Consider the following 24,239-nt stretch of genomic DNA (forward strand, 5'->3'; position numbering starts at 1 on the left):
CGGAGACGACTCCGGGGCACGTGAAAACTCTAGCGCCTCCGCGGGGCGGATGCGCGCAGAGATCGGGTCTGACGAAGATCTTCACCTGCTGACCGGTTGGACGTCGGAGGCCCGGACGAACATGATCCGGTGCCCGAACTGGATCTGCCGGTAGCGGATCTCGCCCTTGACGACGCGGTGCTCGGCAGGATCGAAGGCGGCCGCCCGCAGGTACGAGGCACGGGTCGTCGGGCCGGAGCTGTAGACCTGCCCGGCGGGTATCGAGTACTGCAGCGGGGTCAGGGCCTGCACGGGGACGCCCACGGGGTAGGCGTGCGCCTTCGGATAGGCCCTGCCGTACACCTTGATCGGGGAGCGGCCGGGTCTGGGCGTCACCAGGGGGCCTGACGCGGGCAGGGAGGTGGGGGCCTCGGCGGGGTCGCTGAACCACGCCTTCCGGCCGAGGTACCAGATCGCGGTCCAGCCGTCCCTGCGCTCGGCGAGCGCGTACCGCTGGCCGCTGGAGGCGCGGGCGGCGTGGTCGTAGACGCTGTACGTGGAGTCGCCGGTGGGGTGCTTGCCGATATCGGAGACCAGTGGCGCGGTGTGGGAGGGGCGGGTGTGCAGCCAGACCGAGGAGGCGCCCAGGCTGCGGCACCCTCCAGGACAGCCGGTGAAGTTCGGGCTGTTGGTGCCGTAGTCGGGCTTGATCAGCACCGAGCGCGCGGCGTCACCGCCGGAGGCGCGCAGCGGGCTGCCGAGCAGTTCGAAGTAGTGGCTCCAGTCCCAGTACGGGCCGGGGTCGTCGTGCATGCCGCCCACGGTCTCCGGGGTGGTGCCCGGCACGTTGTCGTGTCCCAGGATGTGCGCCCGGTCGAGAGGGACGTCGTACTTGGCCGCGAGGTGGCGTACCAGTCTGGCCGAGGCCCGGTACATCGCCTCGGTGAACCAGGATCCGCCCCTGGCCAGGTAGCCCTCGTGCTCCAGGCCGATGGAGCGGGAGTTGACGTACCAGTTTCCGGCGTGCCAGCCGATGTCCCTGGCCCGTAGGTGCTGGGCGATGTGGCCGTCGCTGGAGCGGATGGTGAAGTGCCAGCTCAGGTATTCGGGGTCCTTGACCAGGCGGGTCATCGCGTCGTAGCTCGTCTCGCCGTCGTGGATCACGATGTAGTCGATCTTCCGGGGGCCGTCGGAGCGGTCGTGGTTGCCGTAGCCGCCGCCCTTGAGCCGCCGGTAGACGGCGGGGAGCCACTCGCAGGAGACGTTACTCGGGCAGTCGGGCCCCGCAGTGGTTCCCGCAGTGACTCCCGCGACGGGAGCCGCCGCGAGGACCGCCGCGGGTTTCGCCGTGGGTCTCGCCGCGGGTTTCGCTGTGGGTCTCGCCGTGGGTCTCGCCGTGGGCAGGGGGGAGGGGGCCGCGGCGAGCACAGCGGCGATCTTCGTGGCAGGCTCCGTCGCGGGTTTCACGACGATGTCCGTGACGGGTGCGGGGGTGGGGGTGGGGATGGGGCCGTGCGCGCGGCGCTGTGCCATCGGAGCGGGCGGTTCGGGGAGTGGCGCCCGCGGTGCGGAAAGTCCCGGCGTCGCGGGCAGCACCACCCGTTCGCCGTCGTCGGTCACCCGCGCGGCACCGGCCTGGATCGTCGCGTAGACCTCGTCGGCGAAGGACCGTGCCGCCTCCGCTCCCGCGGCGCCCTCTTCCGGTACGCCGGGATAGCGGGCCACCGCGTCGTACCAGCCCGCCGGGCCGGCGCCGGGGCTCCCGCCGGTGCGGCGCCGGTAGTCGGCGAGCAGCGCGGCACCGCCCATGATGTTGGCGGAGGGGTCCTCGCGCAGCCGGCGGAGGGGCAGGCCGGTCAGTTCCGAGGCCCGTCGCAGGGTGTCCTGGGGCGGGGCCGGCGCGACGGGCGGAAGGGCGATCACGCGCGGCCGGGTCTCGTCGCCGCGCGGGTCCTCGCCGACGCCGTGCGGCCGGCCCGGCCTGGCCCGGCCGTCGACCAGATGCATCGGGCCGTAGCCGGCGGAGACGCTGGGCAGCCCGTGGTGGCCCTCCCATCGGGACTCCAGGTAGGAGACCGCGAGCAGCACGCTCTCCGGCACCCCGTACGTCCGCGCCGCCTTCGCGAAGGCGGCCTGCCTGCCGGACCGCGCACCCGTTCCCGCCGACGGCGGCGTGCCGGCGACGGCGCCGGGGGAGGTCGCGGTCGTGGCGGATGCCGGGCGCTTCCGGGGCCGTGTCACCTGATCCCCCGGGTGTGCCGCCTGTGCTGGGACGGCCGAGACCAGTACGGCGAGAGCGGCGACGACGGTGATCCCCGGCAGGCGGCGCATGATGGTTCCTCCCCCTCTGATGGCTACTTAGAGTTATCAGAGATTGCCGACTGTCGCGCGTTGTGGCGGGGTTGCGGCATTGTGGAGATTCTCTGCCCGAAATCGGGCAGAAAACTTGGTGTGCTCTCTCCCGGATGCGTATGGTCCTGCTCTGTGCCCACGACACGGCATCCGTATGAGGATCTGATCACTCACCTGACCCGGACGAGCGCCCTCGGCCCGGGCGAAGCAGCGCGAGTCGTCGCCGACGTGCTGGCCTACTTCTCCGAACCTCTTGAGGAGTTCGTCAGGCGGCGTCACGCGGAGCTCAAGGGGAGAGGGCTGGTCAATGACGAGATCTTCCCCAGGCTGGCCGCCGAGCTGGCGGTACGCCGTGTCGCGGCACCCGAACTCTCCCTGCGCCAGCTGCGCCGGATCGTCTATGGATAAGGAACGGTTACATGTGTGGAATCGTGGCCTATGTAGGGCCCAAGGACGCGGCCCCCATCCTGCTGGAGGGTCTGCAGCGTCTTGAGTACCGGGGCTACGACTCGGCCGGGGTGGTGGTCTCCAACAAGGGTCTGAAGATGCGCAAGGTCAAGGGCCGGGTGGCCGACCTGGCGGCGGTCGTGCCCGCGCGGTTCAAGGGCGGGCTGGGCATCGGCCACACCCGCTGGGCCACCCACGGCGCGCCCAGTGACGTCAACGCCCACCCTCATCTGTCCACCGACGAGCGCATCGCCGTCGTGCACAACGGCATCATCGAGAACGCCGACGAGCTGCGCGCCAAGCTGGAGGCCGACGGCGCGATCTTCCTGTCGGAGACCGACACCGAGGTGCTCTCGCACCTGATCGCCCGTACGGTCAAGGAGGCCGACTCCCTGGAGGAGGCCGTCAGGACCGCGCTCAAGCGGGTCGTCGGCACGTACGGCATCGCGGTGATCGACTCCGAGCGCCCCGGCGAGGTGGTGGTGGCCCGCAACGGAAGCCCCATCGTGCTGGGCATCGGTGAGAAGGAGATGTTCGCCGCGTCGGACGTCGCCGCGCTGGTCCGCTACACCCGCCAGGTGGTCCACCTGGAGGACGGCGAGATCGCCGTGCTCAAGGCGGACGGGTTCAACACCTTCGCCAGCGACGCGCGGGAGACGGCCAAGGAGACGCTGACCGTCGACTGGGAGGCGGGGCACTACGACACGGGCGGTTACGAGCACTACCTGCTCAAGGAGATCTCCGAGCAGCCCGACACCGTGGCCAGGACGCTTCGCGGCCGTCTGGACGACCGCTTCCACATCGCCCACCTGGGCGGCCTCAACATGGACGCGCGGGAGACCCGCTCGTTCCGCCGGGTGAAGATCATCGGCTGTGGTTCCGCGTACTACTCGGGCCAGATCGGCGCGCAGCTCATCGAGGAGCTGGCGCGCATCCCGGCCGACGCGGAGCCGGCCAGCGAGTTCCGCTACCGCAGCCCGGTGGTGGAGGCGGACACCCTGTATGTGGCGATCAGCCAGTCGGGGGAGACCTACGACACCCTCGCCGCCGTCCAGGAGCTCAAGCGCAAGGGCGGCCGGGTGCTCGGCATCGTCAACACCGTGGGCAGCGCGATCGCCCGTGAGTGCGACGGCGGCGTCTACCTGCACGCGGGGCCCGAGGTCTCGGTGGCGAGCACGAAGGCGTTCACCTCGACCGCCGTGGCCTTCGCGCTGCTCGCACTGCACCTCGGCCGGGTGCGTGACCTGTCCCCCGCCGACGGCCGCCGGATCTGCGAGGGCCTGCGGAGGCTGCCGGACCAGATCAAGGAGATCCTGACGCTGGAGCCGCGGCTCAAGGAGCTGGCGCAGAAGTACGCCGAGGCGCCGAGCATGATGTTCGTGGGCCGGGTCCGGGGATATCCGGTGGCCCGCGAGGGCGCGCAGAAGCTCAAGGAGATCTCCTACGTGCACGCCGAGGCGTACCCGGCCAGCGAGCTCAAGCACGGGCCGCTGGCGCTGATCGGCCCGGACATGCCGACCGTGGCGATCGTCCCCGACGACGAGCTGCTGGACAAGAACCTCACCACGCTGGGTGAGATCCGCGCCCGGGGCGGCCGGGTGCTCATGGTCGGTCACCGCACGACCGACCCCAAGCTGGCCGACGACTGCGTCGTGGTGCCCAGGAACGAGACCGAGCTGGACCCGATCCTGCTGTCGATCCCGCTCCAGCTCTTCGCCTACCATGCCGCCGTGGCGCTGGGGCGGGACGTCGACAAGCCCCGCAACCTGGCCAAGAGCGTGACGGTGGAGTGAGACGGCTCCAGGGGCGGCCGCCGGTGGTGGCCGCCCCCGGTCTGTAACAGATAGTGATAAGGAGGTAACCTATGGTATAGGGGGTTCTTGGGGGAAGGGGCGCTTATGCGCCGTAGGAGGTTTTTCGCGCTGGTGGCGGGTGCCATGGTCGTCGCGGGTTGCGACCTGAACGGTGACTCCGCCGACTCGGCCGTGGGCCGCCTGAGCATCCTCGAACCCACCGCCGACGGCCACGGCTGGGACGGGATCGCGGGCAGGCTCGCCTCCGTCCTGGTCCTGTCGGGGCTGGCGCGCTCCGCCATGGCCGTCGGGCGGCCGGGAGCCCTGGGTTCCGTCCCGCGTGACGCGTTCGGCGCCGTACACGGCTCGTTCACGCGCGAGGGCAGGGTGCTCGTCGCCGCGATGCCGATGGTGACGGCCGCGGAGATCGCCAACACCGCCGCGGTGGTGGACGCCACCACCCCTCTCGCCCGCCTGGTCGGCGACTGGACGGTCCTGGTCGTCCCCTCGGACTCCCGCCTGCGCACCTTCGAGGACTTCGCCGCGGAGCTGCGCCGCAACCCGGCGGTGCTGACGGTCGGCGGCCGGCCGGAGGGCGGTTCCGACCACGTGCTCTACGGCATGATCGGCAAGTGCCTCGGGGTGGACGCCCGGTTGCTGGAGTACGCGGGGTTCCTCGGCGCCGAGGATGCCGCCGAGGCGCTCCAGGTCGGACGGGTGGCGGCCCTGCTGGGGTCGGCCCGCGCCCTGCGGCCCGAGGTCACCGCGGGCCGCCTGCGTCCCCTGGTGGTCTCCTCGGGCAGCCGGCTCGACGGGATCGACGCGCCGACGCTCCTGGAGGTCGAGGTCCGGCTGGAGTACAGCGACTGGTGCGGCCTGCTGGGACCCAAGGGCATGAGCCAGACGGACCGGGACGCCGCGATCGCCCTGTGTGACAGGATCGACGCCGCGCCGCGCTGGCGCGCCCTGTGCGCGGCCAATGGATGGAGCCGGGTCTACCTCAGCGGTGACGACTTCCGCCAGTGGCTCTTCACCGAGACGGCCCGCACCCGCGGGGTGCTTCACGAGCTCGGGCTACTGAAGTCCTCCGACACAACTTGTTGGGGTAGTTGCGTCAGACGCCCCTAGATGTAGGATCCTGCTCGTTGCTGGTTCGCCCCGGGAGGGGCGAGGCAAGAGGGAACCCGGTGAGATTCCGGGACTGCCCCGCAGCGGTGAACGGGAACGAAAGCCGTCATGTGAGCACTGGGTGAACCATGCCCGGGAAGCGACGGCCGGTAGGCATGCGCAGGGCGCCCGTGAGTCCGAAGACCTGCCGGCGACGTGATTGTCCAGGGCCTCGTGGGAGGGCCCGCGGAACGAGGCGGTCCGGCGTGCCCGGGATCGCTCGCGGACGCGTGCCCCTCCGGCGGAGCCGTACGGGGAAGTCAGAGCGAGCGAGGAACACCACGTGACACAGGCCTTGGCAGAGACCGCAGCAGGGATCGCGGCGGGAACCGTGGCGGAGAACGCCGGGAACGCGCCGGTCGATCGCAGGCTGGCCATCGACGAGGCGGCGGCCCGGGTGATCACCGACCCCGAGAACTCCAGGGTCGCCGCCGCGCTGCTGGCCGAGCTGATCGCCGACGAGGCCGCCGAGCACGGCGTCCGCGACTTCTCCGAGTCGGTCGCCGCGACGCACGAGGCGGGGCTGATCGCCGACGGGCTCGCGGAGTTCGTGGCCGCCCACGCCGGAGTCCTGGACGCGCTCATCGAGCCGGACGCCGACGCCAGATTCGAGTACTTCGGGCTGCGTACCGTCTACGACCGCTACCTGCTGCGTCACCCGCGCACCCGCAAGGTGCTGGAGCGCCCGCAGCACTTCTTCCTCCGGGTGGCCTGCGGCCTGTCCGAGACCGTCGAGGAGGCCGCCGAGCTGTACGCGCTCATGGCCACCCTGTCCTACCTGCCCAGCTCGCCCACGCTCTTCAACTCCGGCTCGCGCAGGCCCCAGCTCTCCTCGTGCTTCCTGCTCGACTCGCCCCGCGACGAGCTGGAGGCCATCTACGAGCGCTACGGGCAGGTCGCGCGGCTGTCGAAGTACGCCGGGGGCATCGGGATCGCCTGGAGCCGGATCCGCTCGCGGGGCTCGCTGATCCGCGGTACCAACGGCCATTCCAACGGCATCGTGCCCTGGCTGCGCACCCTGGACGCAAGCGTCGCCGCGGTCAACCAGGGCGGCCGCCGCAAGGGCGCGGCCTGCGTCTACCTGGAGCCCTGGCACGCCGACATCGAGGAGTTCCTCGAACTGCGCGACAACACCGGCGAGGAGGCCCGCCGCACGCACAACCTGAACCTGGCCAACTGGATCCCCGACGAGTTCATGCGCCGGGTCGAGGCCGACGGCGTCTGGTCACTGTTCGACCCCAAGGAGGTCCCGCACCTCACCGACCTGTACGGCGCCGCGTTCGACGACGCCTACCGGGCCGCCGAGGCCGAGGGCCGGTTCACCGCGCAGCTCCCCGCCCGCACCCTGTACGGCCGGATGATGCGCACGCTCGCCCAGACCGGCAACGGCTGGATGACCTTCAAGGACGCGGCCAACCGGACCTCCAACCAGACGGCCAGGCCGGAAAACGTCATCCATCTGTCGAACCTCTGCACCGAGATCCTCGAGGTCACCAGCGACGCCGAGACCGCGGTCTGCAACCTCGGCTCGATCAACCTGGCCGCCCACCTGTCCGGGGAGTCCGGAGACGGGATCGACTGGGCGCGGCTGCGCGCGACGGTCCGCACCGCCGTGCGGTTCCTCGACCGCACCATTGACCTGGGCTTCTATCCGACCTCCGAGGCCCGGGCCGCCAACCAGAGGTGGCGCCCGATCGGGCTCGGCGTGATGGGCCTGGCCGACGTGCTGTTCACGCTGCGGCTGCCGTTCGACTCGCCGCGGGCGCTGGAGCTGTCCACCCGGATCTCCGAGGAGATCGCGCTGGCCGCCTACCGGACCTCCTCGGACCTGGCCGCGGAGCGGGGCCGCCACCCCTCGTACCAGGAGACCAGGGCCGCCGCCGGGGTGCTCCACCCCGACCACTACGGGGCCGCGACGTCGGCCGCGTGGACGGAGCTCAGGGAGCGGATCGCCGGAACGGGGCTGCGTAACTCGCTGATGATCGCGATCGCGCCCACGGCCACGATCGCCTCCATCGCCGGTTGCTACGAGTGCATCGAGCCGCAGGTCTCCAACATCTTCAAGCGCGAGACCCTCTCGGGTGAGTTCCTCCAGGTCAACCGCTATCTCGTCGCCGACCTGCGGGCCCGGGGGCTGTGGACCTCGCGGATCCGTGACGCGATCAAGCGCGCCGACGGCTCCGTCCAGGACATTCCCGAGATCCCCGCCGACCTGAAGCTGCTCTACCGGACCGCCTGGGAGCTGCCGCAGAAGGCGCTGATCGACCTGGCCGCCGCACGCACCCCGTACATCGACCAGTCGCAGTCGCTGAACCTGTTCATGGCCACGCCGACCATCGGCAAGCTCTCCTCGATGTACGCCTACGCCTGGAAGTCGGGCCTGAAGACCACCTACTACCTGCGCTCGCGCCCGGCCACCCGGATCGCGCAGGCCACCGTGGCGGCACCGGTGGCCGGGGAGGTCCCCGTCCCCGTCCTCGACCCCCAGGCCGTCGCCTGCTCCCTGGAGAACCCCGAGTACTGCGACGCCTGCCAGTAGGCCTGCCGGCGGCCCGTCCCGAGGGCACCCCGTCACCCCTCAGCCACTCCGAAAGGCATTTTCCCGATGTTGCTCGACCCCGGCATGGATCTCACCCTGCGGCCGATGCGCTACCCCGAGTTCTACGAGCGCTACCGGGCCGCGATCCGCAACACCTGGACCGTCGAGGAGGTGGATCTCGCCTCCGACCTGGCGGACCTGGCGAGGATGACGCCCGAGGAGCGTCACCTGATCAACCGCCTCGTGGCGTTCTTCGCCACCGGCGACTCGATCGTGGCCAACAACCTCGTCCTCAACCTCTACCAGCACCTCAACGCCCCCGAGGCGCGTCTCTATCTCAGCAGGCAGCTGTTCGAGGAGGCGGTGCACGTCCAGTTCTACCTGACCCTGCTGGACACCTACCTGCCCGATCCCGATGAGCGGGTCAAGGCGTTCGCCGCGGTCGAGCACATCCCCTCGATCCGCGACAAGGCGGAGTTCTGCTTCCGCTGGATCGACTCGCTCGGCGGGCTGACCCGGCTGGAGACCAGGGAGGACCGGCGGACGTTCCTGCTCAACCTGATCTGCTTCGCGGCGTGCATCGAGGGCCTGTTCTTCTACGGGGCCTTCGCCTACGTCTACTGGTTCCGCGCCAGAGGGCTGCTCAGCGGCCTGGCCACCGGGACGAACTGGGTCTTCCGTGATGAGTCCATGCACATGGAGTTCGCCTTCGGTGTCGTGGAGACCGTGCGGGCCGAGGAGCCCGGCCTGTTCGACGACAAGCTCACCGAGCAGGTCACCCGGATGATCGAGGAGGCGGTGGCGGCCGAACTGGCCTTCGCGGCCGACCTGTGCGGTGACGGTCTGCCGGGAATGGGGGTGGAGCAGATGCGGCGCTACCTTGAGTACGTGGCCGACCAGCGGCTGGTCAGGCTCCAGATGCCCGTCCGGTACGGCACGGCCAACCCGTTCGCGTTCATGGAGTTGCAGGACGTGCAGGAACTGGCCAACTTCTTCGAGCGGCGGGTTTCGGCCTACCAGATAGCCGTCGAGGGGAATGTCGCTTTCGACGAGTCCTTCTGATTGGCTGATGGTCCGGGGAAGAGAGCGACGAAGGGGAAGTCGTCAGTGTCCAGCTGGGTCATCATGATCATTTCCGTGGCCGCCGCGGTCGTGGCGGTGGAGGTGGTGCGCAGGGTGCTGCGCTCACGGCTGATCGGTGAGAAGTGGGCGCTCGCCGGTCCGGTCGTGAGCCGCTGCACCTGGCCGGGGTTCGCCATGGCCGCCGTGGCGACCGCCTACACCGCCTACGAGCCCGGTATGGCGGAGGGCTCGGTCAGCCAGGTGATCGACCGCGGCCTCAGCGTGGCGATGATCGGGTGTGCTACCTGGCTGGTCATCCAGGCCGCCTACGCCGTCACCGACGTGGTCCTGGACCGCCTGGTCACGGTCCAGGGCGAGGGCAACCGCAGGGCACGCCGCATCCGCACCCAGATCACCCTGGTCCGCAGGGTCGCCTCGGCGGTGATCATCGTGGTGGCGCTGGGCGCGATGCTCTTCACCTTCCCCCAGGTACGGGCGCTCGGCGCCGGTCTGCTGGCCTCGGCCGGGATCGCCGGCGTCGTCGTCGGCATCGCCGCCCAGTCGACACTGGGCAACCTGCTCGCCGGCCTTCAGCTGGCCTTCAGCGACGCGCTCCGCCTGGACGACGTCGTCGTGGTGAAGGGCGAGTGGGGCCGCATCGAGGAGCTCAGCCTGACCTACGTGGTGCTGCGGCTGTGGGACGAGCGCCGGCTGGTCCTGCCCGTCTCCTACTTCACGACCAACCCGTTCGAGAACTGGACCCGGCACAGCAGCAGGGTGATCGGCCACGTGTTCATCCGGGTCGACTGGTCGGTGCCGGTCGAGGAACTGCGCACCGAGCTCTACCACGCCCTGCGCGTGCACCCGCTCTGGGACCAGAAGGACTGGACCATCCAGGTCACCGACACCCTTCCCAACGGGCTGCTGGAGTTGCGCGCCCTGATGAGCGCCGCCGACTCCGCCAGCGCCTGGGACCTCAAGTGCGACATCCGCGAGCACCTGGTGGCCTTCGTCCGCGAGAAGTATCCCCAGGCACTGCCTCGCTTCCGGGTCGAGAATCCGCCCATGCCCGCCACCCTTCCCGGGACGCTCACCGGCCTGACGGCGCCGGCACCGGGGCGTTCCGGCGATGAGGATGGCGATCGGCCGGCTCCGTCCTGAGGCGACCGGTTTCTTGGGCCGGCCGCGTCGGGAGTGCGGTCCGGAGGCGTCCCGCGATGTCCGGTGGGCCGAGTCCTCCGGATGTCTCGGATACCGAGGTCGCGGCGGCACCCGTCGCGGCCACCGCGGACGTTCGGGCGCGGTGCCGCACCGGAGTGCTCACTGAGAGGGGCAAATGATGCTGAACATGTGGTTTCTCATGCTTTGGGGTGGTCTGACGACAAGATCATGAAGCGTACCGGGAGAATCTATCCCGTGCAGATCTCCGAAGGCTTTGAACTGTCCGTTGACCAGCATGTCGCCACATTGAGGATCAACCGCCCAGAGAAGCGCAACGCGCTGAGCGCGGCCATGTGGCGGGCCCTGCCCGCGCTGCTCGCGCCGCTGGCGGACGATCCGGCCGTGCGGGTGCTGGTGCTCACCGGGGCGGCAGGTACCTTCTGTTCCGGGGCCGACATCTCGGAGATCGCCGAACTCGCCGGCAACGGCGACGAGAGCGGCGATGACACGGGGGCGACGGTCGCCGCGGAGCGGGCGCTGGCGGAGTTCCCCAAACCGGTGATCGCGATGATCGAGGGCTTCTGCGTGGGCGGCGGCTGCCAGCTCGCCCTCGCCTGTGACCTGCGCCTGGCCGCCGAGGGAGCCCGTTTCGGCATCACTCCCGCCAAGCTCGGCATCGTCTACCCGCCGAGCTCCACCCGTCGCCTCACCGCCGCCGTCGGCCCGTCCACCGCCAAGTTCCTGCTCTTCTCCGCGGAGCTCATCGGTGCCGACCGTGCTCTGCGCACCGGCCTGGTGGACGAGGTCCTGCCGGCAGCGGAGCTGTCCGAGCGCGTGTACGGCCTCGCCCGCACCCTGGCCGGCCGCTCCCAGCTGACGGTGGCCGCCGCGAAGGAGATCGTGGACGGCCGCGCCGACGAGGCGCGCTTCCTGCTGTGGCAGAAGGAGGCGCGTGAGGAGGTCGCCGAGGGCGTCGCGGCCTTCCTCGAACGTCGTCCGCCCCGCTTCACCTGGACCGGCCCGGGGCGTGGCGGTCAGTCGGACATGACCTCGTAGAGGTTGCCCGTCTCGTCCGCGAAGAACAGGCCGCGCGGGCGGAGTGGATGGTCGATCCGCCCGTTGTCGTGGTGGGCGGGGTGGTTGCCGTACGGCACGCCCCGGTCCTCGAGCCGGGCGAGGATCCCGTCGAAGGTGGCCGGATCGACGTCGAAGGCCAGGTGGTGCCCTTCGGGGTCTTCCACGGTCATGAAGTCGAGGGTGAGGGACCCGTTCACCCGGACCGGGGCGAAGTGACCGTGTGCTCCGGCGGGCGGCAGGCACTCCAGGTTCATGATGCCCGCGAAGAAGTCGGCCGCCTCCTGCTTGTCGAGCGCGGGCACGATGGTGTGGTTCAACGTGATCGTCATTGCGGGGCCTTTCGGTGGGGTCTTCGGAGATCGTCCGAGGACGGGGCAGACGGGTGCGGTCAGGTGAGATCGGGGCGGAGTGGGCAGGGGAGGTGACCGCCGGGCACCCGGTAGGCCGCGACGCCCTCCTTCGGCCGTGACACTCCGAAGCGGCGGCCCCGGGTGTCGGCCGGGCGGATGAGACCGAGCGGGACCGGGCCGGCCCACGGCGAGCCGGCTCAGGTCAGGGCACCGTGGACGAACACGTCGACGAGGTCGGCACTCAGCTCGGGGACGCCCTCCGGCTGGCGGGCGCCGGCGAACACCATGGCGAGGAAGAGCGCGGCCAGGCGTTCCGGGGGCAGCCGGAGGGAGTCGCGCTCGGGCTCGAACAACTCGGCCAGCGCCGTGCGGGTCTCCCTGAACGAGGACTCCCGGTCAAACCGGGCCGCATCCTCGCGCTCCGGTGACGGATCTCCCTCCCCTCGGCCCGGGGCGGGCGTTCCGGCCTCCCGCTCCGGCGGAGAGGGCGCGCCCGCAGGGGCCCGGGACGCCGCCTCGGGGCCTCGAGGGGGAAGCCGCACACCGGGGCGGTCGCGAGGGCGGCGCCCTGAGGCGTGCAGGGCGGCGATGACGGTGCCGATCCGGGCCATGTGCGCCCGCATCGCGTCGGCGGCCTCGACGAGACGCCCGGCCAGCGGTTGGTCGAGCGGGATCGCGGCGAGCTGCTCCAGCACCTGGTCCGGGCGGAGCGCCTCGGCCATGCAGGCGTCGAGCAACTCGTCCTTGTCGGTGAACGCCCGGAAGATCGTGGCCTCGCCGATTCCGGCGGCTCTGGCGATCTGGGCGGTGGTCACCGCGGCGCCGTACTCGGCGACCAGGGGGAGAGCGACGGCCACGATCATCTGGCGGCGCCGCTCCGGGCTCATTCCCGGCGCGCGCCGTCGGGCGGTGGTGGTTTCCATACTTCCAGTTTTCGGAGTGAGTGCTCACTCCGTCAATGGCTCCTGACCCACAGGTAGGGAAGCCGCCACCAGCCGCCATCTGTGAAGCGGTGAGCTTGGCCATGGTGACGGGGTGAAAGCCGAGGACGTCGGCAACGATGGGGGCCGGGCTGTCCTGGATGTGCCGACGGATCGCGGCTCCCCGGGCGGCGATGGCCGGAACGCCCATGCGGGTGATCTGCTTGGCGAGCCATTCGGGGGCACCCGGTCACTGAACGCCGGCATCCTCGCGATAGCCCCTGGCCTGCACCTCGAACAGCTGGGAGTATCCTCCGCCCGCGGCCATGAGGTCGTCGTGCGTTCCCTGCTCGACGATCCGGCCGTCGCCGAGTACGACGATCAGGTCCGCGTCGCGGACAGAACCGAGCCGGTGCGACACGAGCAGGCTGGTGCGCCCCATGCGATGCTCGCGCAGCCGCCGGTGCATCTCGTACTCGGCCTGCGCGTCCAGACCCGAGCTGGGTTCGTCGAGGATGAGCAGGTCGCGCCGCTCGCGCACCATCGTGCGGGCCAGGGCCAGACGCTGCCACTGGCCTCCGGAGAGCAGCACCCCGGTCTGCGTGTCCTCCTCCTCGTCCCCGAAGAAAATCCGGCTCAGCAGCGTGTCGTAGCCTCGGGGCAGCGCCTCGACGATGTCGTGGACGTCCGCCATCCCGGCGGCGGCCTGGATCCTGGCGCGGTCGGACAGAGCCTCGATCTCCCCCACCCCGATGTTCTCCGCCGCGGTCAGGTCGTAGCTCATGTAGTCCTGGAAGAGCACGCCCATCCTGGCGCGCAGTTCGGCAGGTGGTACGGCACGCAGGTCCACGCCGTCCCAGAGGATCGATCCCCGGGACGGATCGTAGAACCGGCACAGCAGCTTGATCAAAGTGCTCTTGCCGGCCCCGTTGAGCCCCACCAGCGCGACCGACGTGCCGTGCGGGATCGTCAGGTCGACTCCCCGCAGCACCCATGGGTGGCTCTCGTCGTATCGGAACCACACATCGCGCAGCTCGATGCCCCGCCGCAGCGCGGGCAGCGTGGCGACCGATCCCTCCGTGGAGCGACGCGGCGACGGCAGGTCGTCGGGCAGCGATGTCACCTGCTCGTGGTAACCGAACAGGGACAGCGCCTGACGGGCGTTGGCCACGTTCTCCACCACCGAGATCAGTGCACCCTGCGTTCCGGCCACGGAGGCGGCGAACGCGGTCACGTCGCCGAGGCTCAACCGGCCGTCCACCGCCGCGTACACCGCCCAGATCAACCCCACGCCGCTGACCGCGGCGGAGAGCGTCGCGAGCAGCGACTGGGTGAGCGCCTCCCGCCGGTCCAGCCGCCGCTCACCGGCCTGGACGGTGGCCAGCTCTCCGAACATCCGATCCTTGAGGAAGCCGCCCAGCCCGAAGAGCCGGACCTCTTTCGCGGCCTGCACGTCGGTGATCATGGAGGAGTAGAAGAGCTGCCGCCGGATCGACGTGGACTGCCCGGCGATCATCATCATCCGCCGCTTCTCCAGCGACATCCGGGCGACCAGGGCGGGAATCGCCGCCAGCGCCACCAGTCCCGCCATGAGCGGGCTCAGCACGGCCAGGGCGGCCAGGAGGCTGACCAGCGTGATGGCATTGCGCCCGATGTCGAACAGACCCGAGGTGATGGGCGCCAACGTGCTTCCCGAAGCCTGGGTGGCCAGGCGCAGCCCGTCCAGAAACGCCGGATTCTCGAACCTCGACAGGCCCTGGAATCCGTTTACCGCCGTGTACAGGCGGTCCTGCATCAGGCGATCCAGCCTGCGCTCCGACTCGGCCCGCAGGTACATGATGAGCTGCGGCAGCACCCCGGAGACCAGCCCGATGGCGGTGAGGCCGCTGACCGGCAGCAGTACGTGGTCGGGGCGACCGGTCGCCAGCTCGTCGATGAGAAGCTTCGTCATCCACACGGTCCCCACGGGCAGCAGGCCGCCGACGACGGTGACCGCCAACTGGGACGCCGCCAGACCGGGTCCGGCCCGCCAGCACAGTGACGTCACCGTGCCGACAGCTCGCAGCAGCCGCCGCAGCCGGCCCTCACCTGGCTTCGCGTCGGAGGCCAGGGATGCCGTCACTTCGCCGACGCCATCTCGGCGAGGGTCGTGAGCTCCGTCTGCGCCGCCACGATCGTGCCGTCCGGGCCGACGCGCAAGAACGTCGGGAAGGCTTCGACGCCGACCGCCTTCACCAGGCTGTCGGCGCGTTCGGCCGTGATGACGCTCGACACGTCGGCAACCATCTGGACAAGGTCGTCGGCCCTCGGACCGGCACCGGAGATGACCGCCATGGCAGCCTGGGTGCGGGCCGTGACGGCGAACTGTGGCGCGTGCTCGTGGCACGCGTCGCAGTTGACGTCGAAGAACGCCACGAGTCGCGGCCGGTCGACACCGTCGGTGTCGGTGTCGGTCCAGGGCAGGGTGCGTCCGACCAGGACTCCCGGGTCGTAAGGAGCGAACCGCGTCCCTCCGGCGAGGCGCGCCAGCTCGGCGGTGTGCTCGCGAAGGCGGCGCAGCACCGCGAAGGTGAGCAGCAGGTCGAGGACGCAGAGCACGCCGACCAGCACGACGGCGGCGATCAGGAAAGTCATCGGACAACCTCACTTAAGGACGTCAGGCGCAGGCACATCAGTGCGGCGAGCCGGAAGTGGTGAACAGGTCCATCAGGTCGTCGAGGCGCACCACGATCAGGACGCCCACGGCGGCGGTGGCCAGCGCGAGTGCGACACCGGCCGGGTGCGCCGCGGGCCCGGTGCCGCCGACGGCGGCACCGGCCGCCAGTCCGACGCAGCCGATCGCCGTCAGAACGAGATTGCGTACCACGTGTGTCCGGCCCAGCGGGGTGACGGAAGCGCCGAAGCACCGGCACGGCGTGTGCCGCCCCCGTCGCAAGGCGACCGAGATACCGACGGTCAGGACGATGAGCAACGCCGTCGCCGCCGCGAAGCCCAAAAGCAGGGTGTACGGCAGCACGAGTGCGAGGATCACCACGGCCTCCGCCCCCAGCACGGCGTACGCCGCCACCACGGACCTCGCGCGCGGGAACATCCCGAGGGCCACGATCGAGGCCACGAACTCGTCGAGCGCCGCCCGCCCGCGCACCTTGCCCGCCAGCGCGATCACGAAGACGCCGGCCAGCAACGCCTGGCATGCGATCATCAGATAGAGCATCTTCACCGTCTCACAAGTCGTACTGTCCGGCGTGTTTCGCGGATCCCCGTGTGGTGAGGATCCGCGAAACACGCTCGGAGTCCGGACTACAAGTTTGACTCGGTCAGCACTTTCCGTGCTTCTCGCAGCCCTGCACGCAGCCGGTCGTACCGCCGACGACGTAGCAGAGCTTGGCGTATCTGGTCGTCCCGTAGCAGTAGCAGGTCTGCCAGAAGGAGGCGTCAGCCTTCGCGGTCGCCTTCGGCACCAGCTTCCCGAGGAGGTGGTCGCCGAGCTTTCCCAGAACGTTCATGTGGATTCAGTCCTTCATCGAGCGATGTGGGCAGCCGAAACGCTATTTTGGGGACGTACAGCCGCCCATACAGCCGAGCTATAACCGGGCGGTGAGCAGCATCTCCAGCACCGGATCGCGCCGCATCCCGGGCATCGCGAAGAGAACCTCGGCCCTGCGGGCGTCCTCCGCCGCCGCATGCGAGTCACCCAGCGCGGCACGCGCCCTGGCGAACTGGCGAGTGGCGGCGGCCTGGCCGTAGGTGTCACCGACCTGAGCGGTCAGCTCCAGCGTCTGGGCCAGGTCGGCCACAGCCGCGGCGGGATCACCGTGCCGTAGCCAGATCTCGGACCTGCTGAGTAGCACTTCCCACTCGTCCTCCCGGTTACCGGTCTCCCGGCAGCGGCTCAGCGCGTCCTCGAACGTGGCCAGTGCCTCGCCGCGACGATCGAGCAGGCAGTAGGCACGGCCGAGCGCGGCCAGGGTGATGCTCTCCCCGTACAGGTCACGGTCCGCCCTCCGGACGGACAGGCACCGTTCGAAGCAATCGGCTGCCTCTGTCGAACGGCCGAGCTGGAGCAGGACCTCGCCCAGGTTGTGCCTGACCATGCCGGCCCGGTTCGACCCATGTGCCTCGATCAGCCGCAGCCCCGCGGTGATGTGGTCGAGGGCGTCATCGAGATCACCGGTGCGCATGCTCAGCCAGCCGAGGTTGTGCAGCGCCAGCCCTTCGGCCTCCTGGTCGCCCAGGTCGCGCCGGAGTTCGAGGGCGCGGTGCAGGCAGTCGCGAGCGGCGTCGATCCGGCCGGTGCGCCATTCCACCACCCCCAGCGTCGTCAGTGTGAACGCCTCACCGGTCGTGTCACCATGCCGCCGCGCCACCTCGATGGCGAGCCGGGCCATGGTCTCAAGCTCCCGCCAGTGACCGCACTTCGTCGCCCGAGCTCTGACCAGCGGCATCAGATCGGTGACGAAGCGAGCGACTTCGGGCTCCCCGGTCGCCGCCTGGGCGACGGCCGCGACCAGGCACGGCACCTCGGTTTCGAACCACTGCACCGCCTCCGCAGGGCTCCGGAAGGCCACGCCTGTGTCCCGTCCGTCCGGCGGGCCCGCTTTTGGCCGCAGGTGCGGTTCCACCAGGTCGCTCACCTGCCGGCACAGATCGAGGTACCAGTCCAGTGCGCGCCGGACGGCCCGTACCCGATCAGTCGGCAGATCCTCGGCCACGGCCAGCTCGGCGGCGAACAGCCTGAGGAGGTCGTGCATGCGAAATCGCCCGTCGCCGACCGGCTCCAGCAGGCGAACTTCCGTCAGCTCGTCGAGCGCCGCCTCGGCCACCTTCGGCTCGACGTCGAGCAGTGCGGCGGCGAGCTCAAGGCTGACCTCCGGTACATCGAGCACTCCGAACAGCCGGAAGGCGCGCGCCGCCGCGCTCACGCCGCTCCTCAGCGTTTCGTAGCTGATCTCAAAGCAGGATCGGATGGCCAGGTCAGCGGCCTGCAACTCGTCCAGGCGACGCTGCCGGCTCCGCAGCCGCTCGCCGAACCGCTCGAGCGACCAATCGGGGCGGGCGGCCAGACGGGCGCCGGCGATGCGCAACGCGAGTGGGTGATAGCCGCACCGGCGAGTGATGCCGGCCGCCGCCTCGGCCTCGGTGGTCACTCGCGACCGACCCGCCAGCTGCGCGAGCATCCGCACCGAGTCCGCCTCGTCGAGCACCCCGACGGCGACCTGCACGGCCTCCATGGTGGTCAGCGCCGCCCGGCTGGTGACCAGCGCCGCGCAGCCGCCGCTCGCCGGCACCAACGGCGCGACCTGGGCGGCGTCGACGGCGTTGTCAAGAACGATCAGGACTCGCCGGTCGGCCAGCAGAGACTGGTAATGGGTGGCCGCTTCCGCCGGCGCCGCGGGGATGTCGCCGTGCGGCACTCCCAGGGCCCGTAGGAAACGGCCGAGCACCTCGGCGGGCTGCAATGGCGGCAGGCCTGGACTCGATCCCTGCAGGTCGACGTAGAGCTGGCCGTCGGCGTAGCGGTCGGCCACGGCGTACGCCGCCCGCAGCGCCAGCGTCGACTTGCCGACTCCGCCGGGGCCGTGCAGCGTCAGGACCGGCGGTGCGGCACCCGCCTCCGGATGGCCGCGCAGCACGGTGAGCATCCGGTCGAGTTCGGCCGACCGGCCGACGAACATCGTCGGCTCCCGCGGCAGCTGACGTGGCCGGGGGCGCCCGTCCGCGGCTGTCGGCGGGGCCGGGTTCCCGCCGGTCGGTGGCCTGCTCGGCGACATCAGATCCGCGTCCCTGCGCAGGACCGCCTGGTGTAGCCGGCGCAGGTCCGGTCCGGGGTCGAGCCCGAGTTCCTCGGCCAGGGCCCGGCGAGCCATCCCGAACACGTCCAGCGCACCGACCACGTCGCCGCACCGGTACAACGCCACCATCAGCTGGCCGTACAGCCGCTCCCGCAGCGGATGTCGCCTGATCAGCTCGCGCAGTCGCCTGACCACTGTCGCGTGCCCGCCCAGCATGAGCTGGATCTCCGTGTGCTCCTCCACCGCGCTCAGATACTGGTCGCTGAGGCGGGCGACCACCTCCCGCATGGTCGGCCCCAGTGGCACGTCCTCGGCCGCCGTCCCTCGCCACAGCGCGAGAGCTCGGGCGTACGCGTCCTGCGCGGTGTCGAGGTCCCGGCGGGTCAGCGCCTGGCGACCGTGCGCGGACAGCGCCTCGAACTGGGAGAGATCGAACTCGGCAGGATCGACCCGCAGCAGGTAACCGGCCTCCGTGGTGACCAGCTGCTCGTCGGCCGGATCATCGGCGGGGGTCACCAGCCTGCGCAACTGCATGAGGTAGGTGCGCAGGTTCGCCACCGCCGAGTGGGGTGGTCGTTCGTCCCACACCTCCGCCACCAGTGAACGGACCGGGACGACGTGCCCGGCATGTGCGAGCAGCATGGCGAGGACGGTGCGTTGTTTCGGTGCCGCGATCTGTACGGGTGAACCGTCGACCTCGATCCGCATCGGCCCAAGGAGTCGAAACCTCAAGGTCATCCCTTCCTCGCCGGCGTCGGCTACAGGGCCGGTCCGCCCAACCGGCGCAGCGCGACACCGAGCACCTGGTCCGCGGGAAAGAACCCACGTTGCCGGGAGTCGACACTGCCCGCCGGGTTGTCACCGAGGACCACCATCGCCCCGGAAGGCACCTGAGCCACGCCGGCATCGGCCGCGATCCCCGCCGGCACCGGATCACCGGGCAGCGCGGTGACCCGTTTGATGTTCCAGCGTCGGCCGTCCGGACCGGACGGCCCGGGCATGTATCGACCGGAAGGATCCAGCGGAGGCTCAAGCACGACGACATCGCCCCGGCCCACCTGATCGAGCCGTCGCCGCCGCACCAGGACGCGGTCGCCGTCGGTCAGCGTCGGCGTCATGCTCGTTCCGTCAACGGTGATCACCACATAGCTTCGGCGGGCCCAGAAAGCAGCTGCGGCCAGGAGGAGAACACCGAAGAGCAGCACACCGATGATCAACGTCACCGTACCTTTCCGCTGCCGGCCCGAGGAAGGGCCGATCCGTTCCGGGGAAACGATCTCCGTTGCGGTGGGACTTGTCAACCTGCGGTTCCGGCGCGGTCCGGGTGTGGTAAAGCCGCCAGCGGTCGGCGACGGCTTGTGGCGCTCCCGGATCCGGGGCAGGGCCGAGGTCGTGGATGGTGGGGATCGCGTCCTGGCCCGACCGTCGACGTCGTCCGAACCCGGCGGGGCCGGGTCAGCGTTCGACGATCTCGTTCTTGCCGATGACGACGACGCCGCTCCTGGTCACCGCGAACCGGCTGCGGTCGTACTCGAGATCGAAGCCGATCCTGGCGCCGTCCGGGATGATCACGTTCTTGTCGATGATGGCCTTGCGGATGATGGCGCCCCGGCCCACCTTCACGTTGCCCATCAGGACCGAGTCCTCGACCTGGGAGTGGGAGTGCAGCACCACGCCGGGGGAGAGGATCGAGCGCTCCGCCAGCCCACCGGAGACGATCACGCCCGAGGAGACCAGGGAGTCGATCGCCCGGCCCACCCGGTCGCCGTCGTTGTGCACGAACTTGGCCGGGGGAAGCGGATCGTGGCCGGTGTAGATGGGCCAGCGATCGTTGTAGAGGTTGAAGACCGGATGCGCGGAGATGAGGTCCATGTGGGCCTCGTAGTAGGCGTCGAGCGTTCCGACGTCCCTCCAGTAGCCCCGGTCGCGCTCGGTGGAGCCGGGCACGATGTTGTCGGCGAAGTCGTAGACCTCCGCGCTGCCCGACTTCACCATCATCGGGATGATGTTGCCGCCCAGGTCGTGCTTGCTCGTCGGGTCGAGCGCGTCCTCCCTGAGCGCGTCGATCATCGCCTGGGTCTTGAAGACGTAGTTGCCCATCGACGCGTAGACCTGGTCGGGCGCGTCCGGCAGGCCCACCGCGTCCTTCGGCTTCTCGCGGAACGCGACGATCCGCCGCCCCGCCGGGTCCGCCTCGATGACCCCGAACTGGTCGGCGAGGGAGAGCGGCTGCCGGATCGCGGCCACGGTCACGTCGGCCCCGGTCTCGATGTGCTGCTCCACCATCTGCCGCGGGTCCATGCGGTAGATGTGGTCGGCGCCGAACACGATGACGTGGTCCGGCATCTCGTCGTAGATCAGGTTCAGGTTCTGGAACAGCGCGTCGGCGGAGCCGGAGAACCAGTGTGGCCCGAGACGCTGCTGGGCGGGGACCGGGGTGACGTAGTTGCCGAGCATCGCCGACAGGCGCCAGGTTCGGGAGATATGCCGGTCGAGACTGTGGTTCTTGTACTGCGTCAGCACGACGATCTGAAGGTAGTGACCGTTGGCCAGGTTGGACAGCACGAAGTCGACGAGCCTGTATATCCCCCCGAAAGGCACCGCGGGCTTTGCTCGATCAGCTGTCAGAGGCATGAGCCTCTTACCTTCTCCGCCGGCGAGCACGATCGCGAGGACTCTCATGTGTGGACCTTAACCTGATGAACAGGGATGAAAACACTAGGCTAATCGTATGCGAGTGGATCTGCTGACCCGTGAATATCCCCCCGACGTGTACGGAGGTGCGGGAGTCCACGTTGAGTACCTCGCCCGGGAGCTGCGCAGGCTCGCCGACACCCGGGTCCGTTGCTTCGGAGCGTCACGGCAGGAGGAGGGCGTAGCGGCCTACCGGGTGCCCGGCGGCCTGGAGGCGGCCAACGCCGCGCTCCAGGTGCTCGGTGTCGACCTGGAGATGGCCGCCGGATGCGAGGGCGCGGACCTGGTCCACAGCCACACCTGGTACGCCAACTTCGCCGGCCAGGTGGCCAAGATGCTGTACGGAACGCCCCACGTGGTGACCACGCACAGCCTGGAGCCGCTGCGGCCGTGGAAGGCCGAGCAACTGGGCGGCGGTTACACGCTGTCGTCGTGGGCCGAGCGCGGCGCGCTGGCAGGCGCCGACGCGATCATCGCGGTCTCGGAGGGGATGCGCCGCGACGTGCTGGCGAGTTACCCCGAGATCCCGCCGGAGAGGGTCACGGTGATCCACAACGGGATCGACACCGGGGAGTACGCCCCCGACCGCGGCACCGACGCCCTGGTCCGGCACGGCATCGACCCGAGCCGGCCGTACGTCGTCTTCGTCGGGCGCATCACCCGGCAGAAGGGCCTCGTCCACCTGCTCCACGCGGCCCGTGGCTTCAACCCCGACGCTCAGCTGGTGCTGTGCGCGGGCGCGCCCGACACCCCGGAGATCGCCGCCGAGGTGACCGAACTGGTGCGCGGGCTCGATCGTGAGGGCGTCGTCTGGATCTCGGAGATGCTGCCCCGCCCCGAGGTGATCCAGATTCTCACCCACGCGACGGTGTTCGTCTGCCCCTCGGTCTACGAGCCGATGGGCATCGTCAACCTGGAGGCCATGGCCTGCGAGACCGCGGTCGTGGCCACCGCCACCGGTGGCATCCCCGAGGTGGTGGCCGACGGCTCCACCGGCCTGCTGGTCCCGATCGACCAGGCGGCCGACGGCACCCCGCACGACCCCGGCGTCTTCGCCGCCGACCTCGCCGAGCGGGTCAACCGGCTGCTGGCCGACCCGGCCCTCGCGGCCCGGATGGGCGAGGCAGGGCGCCTCCGCGCGGTGGAGCACTTCTCCTGGGAGCGCATCGCCGAGCGGACCATGGAGCTCTACCGGCAGGTCGCGGACGGCCGGATGACGGCTTCCGCCGGGAGATGAGGGATTCCTCAGGCGGCGATGAAGTGCAGGATCACGTTGTGCACGTGGTGCGCCTTGTTGTCGCCCCGGAACTCCACCTCGTAGGTGTGGGTGCCCACGTGGATGGCGATGGCACCGGAGGAGAAGAAGGAGCCGGCGAGCGACTTGTTGCTCACCACGCTCACCGCTGAGACCCTGGAGTAGGGAATGCTGGTGATGGCGATCCTCTTGCCGACGAACGACTTGTCCTGCACGATCACACGCTTGTCGGTGAGCCCCAGGAAGCCGGTGCCCGTGCCGATGGCGTCGTAGACCGCGATGATCTGCTCGCCGGGCATGAGACCGCTCGCGATCTGCTGGTACTGCTCCTTGCGGTCGTACACAACCTCCGCCATGACGCTCGCAATCTCTCGGGGGATCTGTGTTCCTGTGAAACGAACGTCCGGGGAACGAGGTTCCTGGGCGAGTAAGGTCGGGCCGTGAACTTTCAGATGAGGATCACCGATCGTCATGGTGGCGTCAGCGCCGAGCCGTACAGCAGCCGCAACCTCGGAGGGCTGTGCGGTGACGAACCGGGCGCGGTCGCGGCGAACAGGGCCAGGACGGCCGCCGAGTTCGGCCTGGAACGGGTCGTGTTCATGCGGCAGGTTCACAGCGCCGACGTCCGTTACGTCAGCGAGCCGTTCGGTGACGACCCGCCGCCGCTGGACGGGATCTGCACCGACGTGCCGGGTCTCGGCCTGGCCGCGCTCTGCGCCGACTGCGCGCCCGTCCTGCTGGCCGAGCCACGGGCGGGCCTGGTAGGGGCCGCGCACTCAGGAAGGGTCGGCACCGTGTCCGGTGTGGTCACGGCCCTGGTCGAGGAGATGGCCAAGCGCGGTGCGGACCCGGCGAGGATGACCGCCCTGATCGGCCCGATGGCCTGCGGCACCTGCTACGAGGTTCCGGCCGAGCTGCGCGAGGAGGTCGCGGTGCACCTCCCCGAGGCGTGGTCGATCACCTCCAGGGACACTCCGGCACTGGACCTGCGGGCCGCGATCACCTCGCAGCTCGGCAGGGCGGGTGTCGGAGAGATCATCCACGACACCCGCTGCACCATCGAGACCGCCGACCTGTTCTCGCACCGCAGGGAGGGCACGACCGGCAGGTTCGCGGGTTACGTCTGGCTGGAGCCCTGACCCGGTTCTCACCCCGGTCCCACCTCACAGGGCGATGCGCTCCGGCGCGACCGAACGTGGTGGAACCCGGCCGGTCGCCGTAACGCCGGTCATGCGGTGACGCGTTCCAGCACGACCACCGGAATCTCCCGGCCGGTCTTCGTCTGGTACTCGTCGTAGGCGGGCCAGGCCGCCGTCATGATCTGCCAGAGTTCGGGCTTCTCCTCCGGGGTGGCGGTGCGCGCCCTGGCCGTGAAGCGGTCGCCCAGCACCTGGATCCCGACCTCGGGGTCGGCCTGGAGATTGAGGTACCACAGCGGAGGGTTGTCGGCACCGCCCTTGGAGGCCACCACGAGGAAGTCGTCGCCGTGGCGCTGGTAGATGAGCGGGGTGTCGTGCCGTTCGCCGCTCCTGCGACCGGTGGTGGTGAGGATCAGGGTGGTGGTGCCCTGCCACTCGTGTCCTTCTGCACCATCGGTCGCCTGGTACCGCGCAACATGTTCTTTTCCGTACAGCATGATCTGTCCCCTCTG

General features: G+C 70.1%; 21 protein-coding genes and 1 riboswitch. Of the genes, 9 read left to right on the top strand and 12 right to left on the bottom strand.

The window, feature by feature from the left end; all coding sequences use genetic code 11:
* Nucleotides 1–81: 81 nt before the first annotated feature.
* Nucleotides 82–2,310, bottom strand: a complete 2,229-nt coding sequence (locus tag ACWD3H_RS04500; protein WP_451954009.1) for an N-acetylmuramoyl-L-alanine amidase — start codon at nt 2,308–2,310, stop codon at nt 82–84.
* A gap of 153 nt (nt 2,311–2,463) precedes the next feature.
* Between ACWD3H_RS04500 and ACWD3H_RS04505 the strand changes: the two genes are divergently transcribed.
* The 7 genes from ACWD3H_RS04505 (at nt 2,464) to ACWD3H_RS04535 (ending at nt 11,556) form a co-directional block, all read left to right on the top strand.
* The gene (locus ACWD3H_RS04505) at nt 2,464–2,739 is read left to right on the top strand and encodes a hypothetical protein (protein ID WP_355554105.1); all 276 of its coding nucleotides are present in this window, start codon (nt 2,464–2,466) and stop codon (nt 2,737–2,739) included.
* Nucleotides 2,740–2,750: 11 nt separating this feature from the next.
* A complete protein-coding gene (gene glmS, locus ACWD3H_RS04510; RefSeq protein ID WP_451954010.1) occupies nt 2,751–4,571 on the top strand; it encodes a glutamine--fructose-6-phosphate transaminase (isomerizing) in 1,821 nt (606 codons plus the stop codon).
* Nucleotides 4,572–4,676: 105 nt separating this feature from the next.
* Nucleotides 4,677–5,699 (top strand): tripartite tricarboxylate transporter substrate-binding protein, encoded by a 1,023-nt coding sequence (locus tag ACWD3H_RS04515; RefSeq protein ID WP_451954011.1) that lies wholly within the window; start codon nt 4,677–4,679, stop codon nt 5,697–5,699.
* 4 nt (nt 5,700–5,703) lie between these two features.
* Nucleotides 5,704–5,905: riboswitch (cobalamin riboswitch) on the top strand.
* Between the two features lie 116 nt (nt 5,906–6,021).
* On the top strand, nt 6,022–8,277 hold the full coding sequence (locus ACWD3H_RS04520; RefSeq protein ID WP_451954012.1) for a ribonucleoside-diphosphate reductase subunit alpha: 2,256 nt from the start codon (nt 6,022–6,024) through the stop codon (nt 8,275–8,277).
* Nucleotides 8,278–8,343: 66 nt separating this feature from the next.
* On the top strand, nt 8,344–9,339 hold the full coding sequence (locus ACWD3H_RS04525) for a ribonucleotide-diphosphate reductase subunit beta (protein WP_355554117.1): 996 nt from the start codon (nt 8,344–8,346) through the stop codon (nt 9,337–9,339).
* A 45-nt stretch (nt 9,340–9,384) separates the two neighbouring features.
* Entirely contained in the window at nt 9,385–10,500 is a 1,116-nt protein-coding gene (locus ACWD3H_RS04530; protein WP_451954013.1) for a mechanosensitive ion channel family protein, read from the top strand.
* A 255-nt stretch (nt 10,501–10,755) separates the two neighbouring features.
* Nucleotides 10,756–11,556, top strand: a complete 801-nt coding sequence (locus ACWD3H_RS04535) for an enoyl-CoA hydratase/isomerase family protein (protein ID WP_350956208.1) — start codon at nt 10,756–10,758, stop codon at nt 11,554–11,556.
* Here ACWD3H_RS04535 and ACWD3H_RS04540 read toward each other — a convergent pair.
* The 9 genes from ACWD3H_RS04540 to glgC all read right to left on the bottom strand — a co-directional run bounded on the left by ACWD3H_RS04540 (nt 11,535) and on the right by glgC (nt 21,321).
* Nucleotides 11,535–11,906 (bottom strand): VOC family protein, encoded by a 372-nt coding sequence (locus ACWD3H_RS04540; RefSeq protein WP_355625485.1) that lies wholly within the window; start codon nt 11,904–11,906, stop codon nt 11,535–11,537. The two genes, ACWD3H_RS04535 and ACWD3H_RS04540, sit on opposite strands and share 22 nt — an antisense overlap.
* A gap of 218 nt (nt 11,907–12,124) precedes the next feature.
* Nucleotides 12,125–12,850: a TetR/AcrR family transcriptional regulator gene (locus ACWD3H_RS04545; RefSeq protein ID WP_451954014.1), complete on the bottom strand. Its 726-nt coding sequence runs from the start codon at nt 12,848–12,850 to the stop codon at nt 12,125–12,127.
* Between the two features lie 247 nt (nt 12,851–13,097).
* Nucleotides 13,098–14,969 (bottom strand): ABC transporter ATP-binding protein, encoded by a 1,872-nt coding sequence (locus ACWD3H_RS04550; RefSeq protein WP_451954015.1) that lies wholly within the window; start codon nt 14,967–14,969, stop codon nt 13,098–13,100.
* A complete protein-coding gene (locus tag ACWD3H_RS04555; protein ID WP_451954016.1) occupies nt 14,966–15,481 on the bottom strand; it encodes a hypothetical protein in 516 nt (171 codons plus the stop codon). Before ACWD3H_RS04555 ends, ACWD3H_RS04550 begins: the two co-directional genes overlap by 4 nt.
* Nucleotides 15,482–15,518: 37 nt before the next feature.
* Nucleotides 15,519–16,049 carry a MauE/DoxX family redox-associated membrane protein gene (locus tag ACWD3H_RS04560; protein WP_355554139.1) on the bottom strand — a complete coding sequence of 177 codons (531 nt, stop codon included), beginning with the start codon at nt 16,047–16,049 and terminating at the stop codon, nt 15,519–15,521.
* A 115-nt stretch (nt 16,050–16,164) separates the two neighbouring features.
* Nucleotides 16,165–16,353: a hypothetical protein gene (locus ACWD3H_RS04565; protein WP_350919974.1), complete on the bottom strand. Its 189-nt coding sequence runs from the start codon at nt 16,351–16,353 to the stop codon at nt 16,165–16,167.
* Nucleotides 16,354–16,431: 78 nt separating this feature from the next.
* Nucleotides 16,432–19,347, bottom strand: a complete 2,916-nt coding sequence (locus ACWD3H_RS04570; RefSeq protein ID WP_451954017.1) for a BTAD domain-containing putative transcriptional regulator — start codon at nt 19,345–19,347, stop codon at nt 16,432–16,434.
* Between the two features lie 50 nt (nt 19,348–19,397).
* A complete protein-coding gene (lepB, locus tag ACWD3H_RS04575) occupies nt 19,398–19,862 on the bottom strand; it encodes a signal peptidase I (protein WP_451954018.1) in 465 nt (154 codons plus the stop codon).
* Nucleotides 19,863–20,094: 232 nt separating this feature from the next.
* Complete coding sequence (gene glgC / locus ACWD3H_RS04580) at nt 20,095–21,321, bottom strand: glucose-1-phosphate adenylyltransferase (protein ID WP_451954019.1); 1,227 nt, start codon at nt 21,319–21,321, stop codon at nt 20,095–20,097.
* Between the two features lie 49 nt (nt 21,322–21,370).
* Here glgC and glgA point away from each other — a divergent pair, with 49 nt between their 5' ends.
* A complete protein-coding gene (gene glgA, locus ACWD3H_RS04585) occupies nt 21,371–22,570 on the top strand; it encodes a glycogen synthase (RefSeq protein ID WP_451954020.1) in 1,200 nt (399 codons plus the stop codon).
* A gap of 8 nt (nt 22,571–22,578) precedes the next feature.
* Here glgA and ACWD3H_RS04590 read toward each other — a convergent pair whose 3' ends face one another.
* A complete protein-coding gene (locus ACWD3H_RS04590) occupies nt 22,579–22,944 on the bottom strand; it encodes a PH domain-containing protein (protein WP_350919960.1) in 366 nt (121 codons plus the stop codon).
* 96 nt (nt 22,945–23,040) lie between these two features.
* Between ACWD3H_RS04590 and pgeF the strand changes: the two genes are divergently transcribed.
* Nucleotides 23,041–23,727 (top strand): peptidoglycan editing factor PgeF, encoded by a 687-nt coding sequence (gene pgeF / locus ACWD3H_RS04595; RefSeq protein WP_350920069.1) that lies wholly within the window; start codon nt 23,041–23,043, stop codon nt 23,725–23,727.
* Between the two features lie 89 nt (nt 23,728–23,816).
* On the opposite strand, the gene ACWD3H_RS04600 is transcribed toward pgeF, so the two are convergent.
* Nucleotides 23,817–24,224 carry a nitroreductase family deazaflavin-dependent oxidoreductase gene (locus ACWD3H_RS04600; protein ID WP_451954021.1) on the bottom strand — a complete coding sequence of 136 codons (408 nt, stop codon included), beginning with the start codon at nt 24,222–24,224 and terminating at the stop codon, nt 23,817–23,819.
* Nucleotides 24,225–24,239: the final 15 nt, after the last annotated feature.

It is taken from the genome of Streptosporangium sp. NPDC002607, assembly GCF_053592655.1.

Coding starts and splice junctions, on each gene's coding strand:
- ACWD3H_RS04515 (WP_451954011.1), top strand. CDS start 4,677: ATGCGCCGTAGGAGGTTTTTCGCGCTGGTGGCGGGTGCCATGGTCGTC.
- pgeF (WP_350920069.1), top strand. CDS start 23,041: ATGAGGATCACCGATCGTCATGGTGGCGTCAGCGCCGAGCCGTACAGC.
- ACWD3H_RS04540 (WP_355625485.1), bottom strand. CDS start 11,906: ATGACGATCACGTTGAACCACACCATCGTGCCCGCGCTCGACAAGCAG.
- glgA (WP_451954020.1), top strand. CDS start 21,371: ATGCGAGTGGATCTGCTGACCCGTGAATATCCCCCCGACGTGTACGGA.
- ACWD3H_RS04555 (WP_451954016.1), bottom strand. CDS start 15,481: ATGACTTTCCTGATCGCCGCCGTCGTGCTGGTCGGCGTGCTCTGCGTC.
- ACWD3H_RS04560 (WP_355554139.1), bottom strand. CDS start 16,049: ATGATCGCATGCCAGGCGTTGCTGGCCGGCGTCTTCGTGATCGCGCTG.
- ACWD3H_RS04545 (WP_451954014.1), bottom strand. CDS start 12,850: ATGGAAACCACCACCGCCCGACGGCGCGCGCCGGGAATGAGCCCGGAG.
- ACWD3H_RS04570 (WP_451954017.1), bottom strand. CDS start 19,347: ATGCGGATCGAGGTCGACGGTTCACCCGTACAGATCGCGGCACCGAAA.
- ACWD3H_RS04565 (WP_350919974.1), bottom strand. CDS start 16,353: ATGAACGTTCTGGGAAAGCTCGGCGACCACCTCCTCGGGAAGCTGGTG.
- ACWD3H_RS04500 (WP_451954009.1), bottom strand. CDS start 2,310: ATGCGCCGCCTGCCGGGGATCACCGTCGTCGCCGCTCTCGCCGTACTG.
- ACWD3H_RS04590 (WP_350919960.1), bottom strand. CDS start 22,944: ATGGCGGAGGTTGTGTACGACCGCAAGGAGCAGTACCAGCAGATCGCG.
- ACWD3H_RS04525 (WP_355554117.1), top strand. CDS start 8,344: ATGTTGCTCGACCCCGGCATGGATCTCACCCTGCGGCCGATGCGCTAC.
- glgC (WP_451954019.1), bottom strand. CDS start 21,321: ATGAGAGTCCTCGCGATCGTGCTCGCCGGCGGAGAAGGTAAGAGGCTC.
- ACWD3H_RS04600 (WP_451954021.1), bottom strand. CDS start 24,224: ATGCTGTACGGAAAAGAACATGTTGCGCGGTACCAGGCGACCGATGGT.
- glmS (WP_451954010.1), top strand. CDS start 2,751: ATGTGTGGAATCGTGGCCTATGTAGGGCCCAAGGACGCGGCCCCCATC.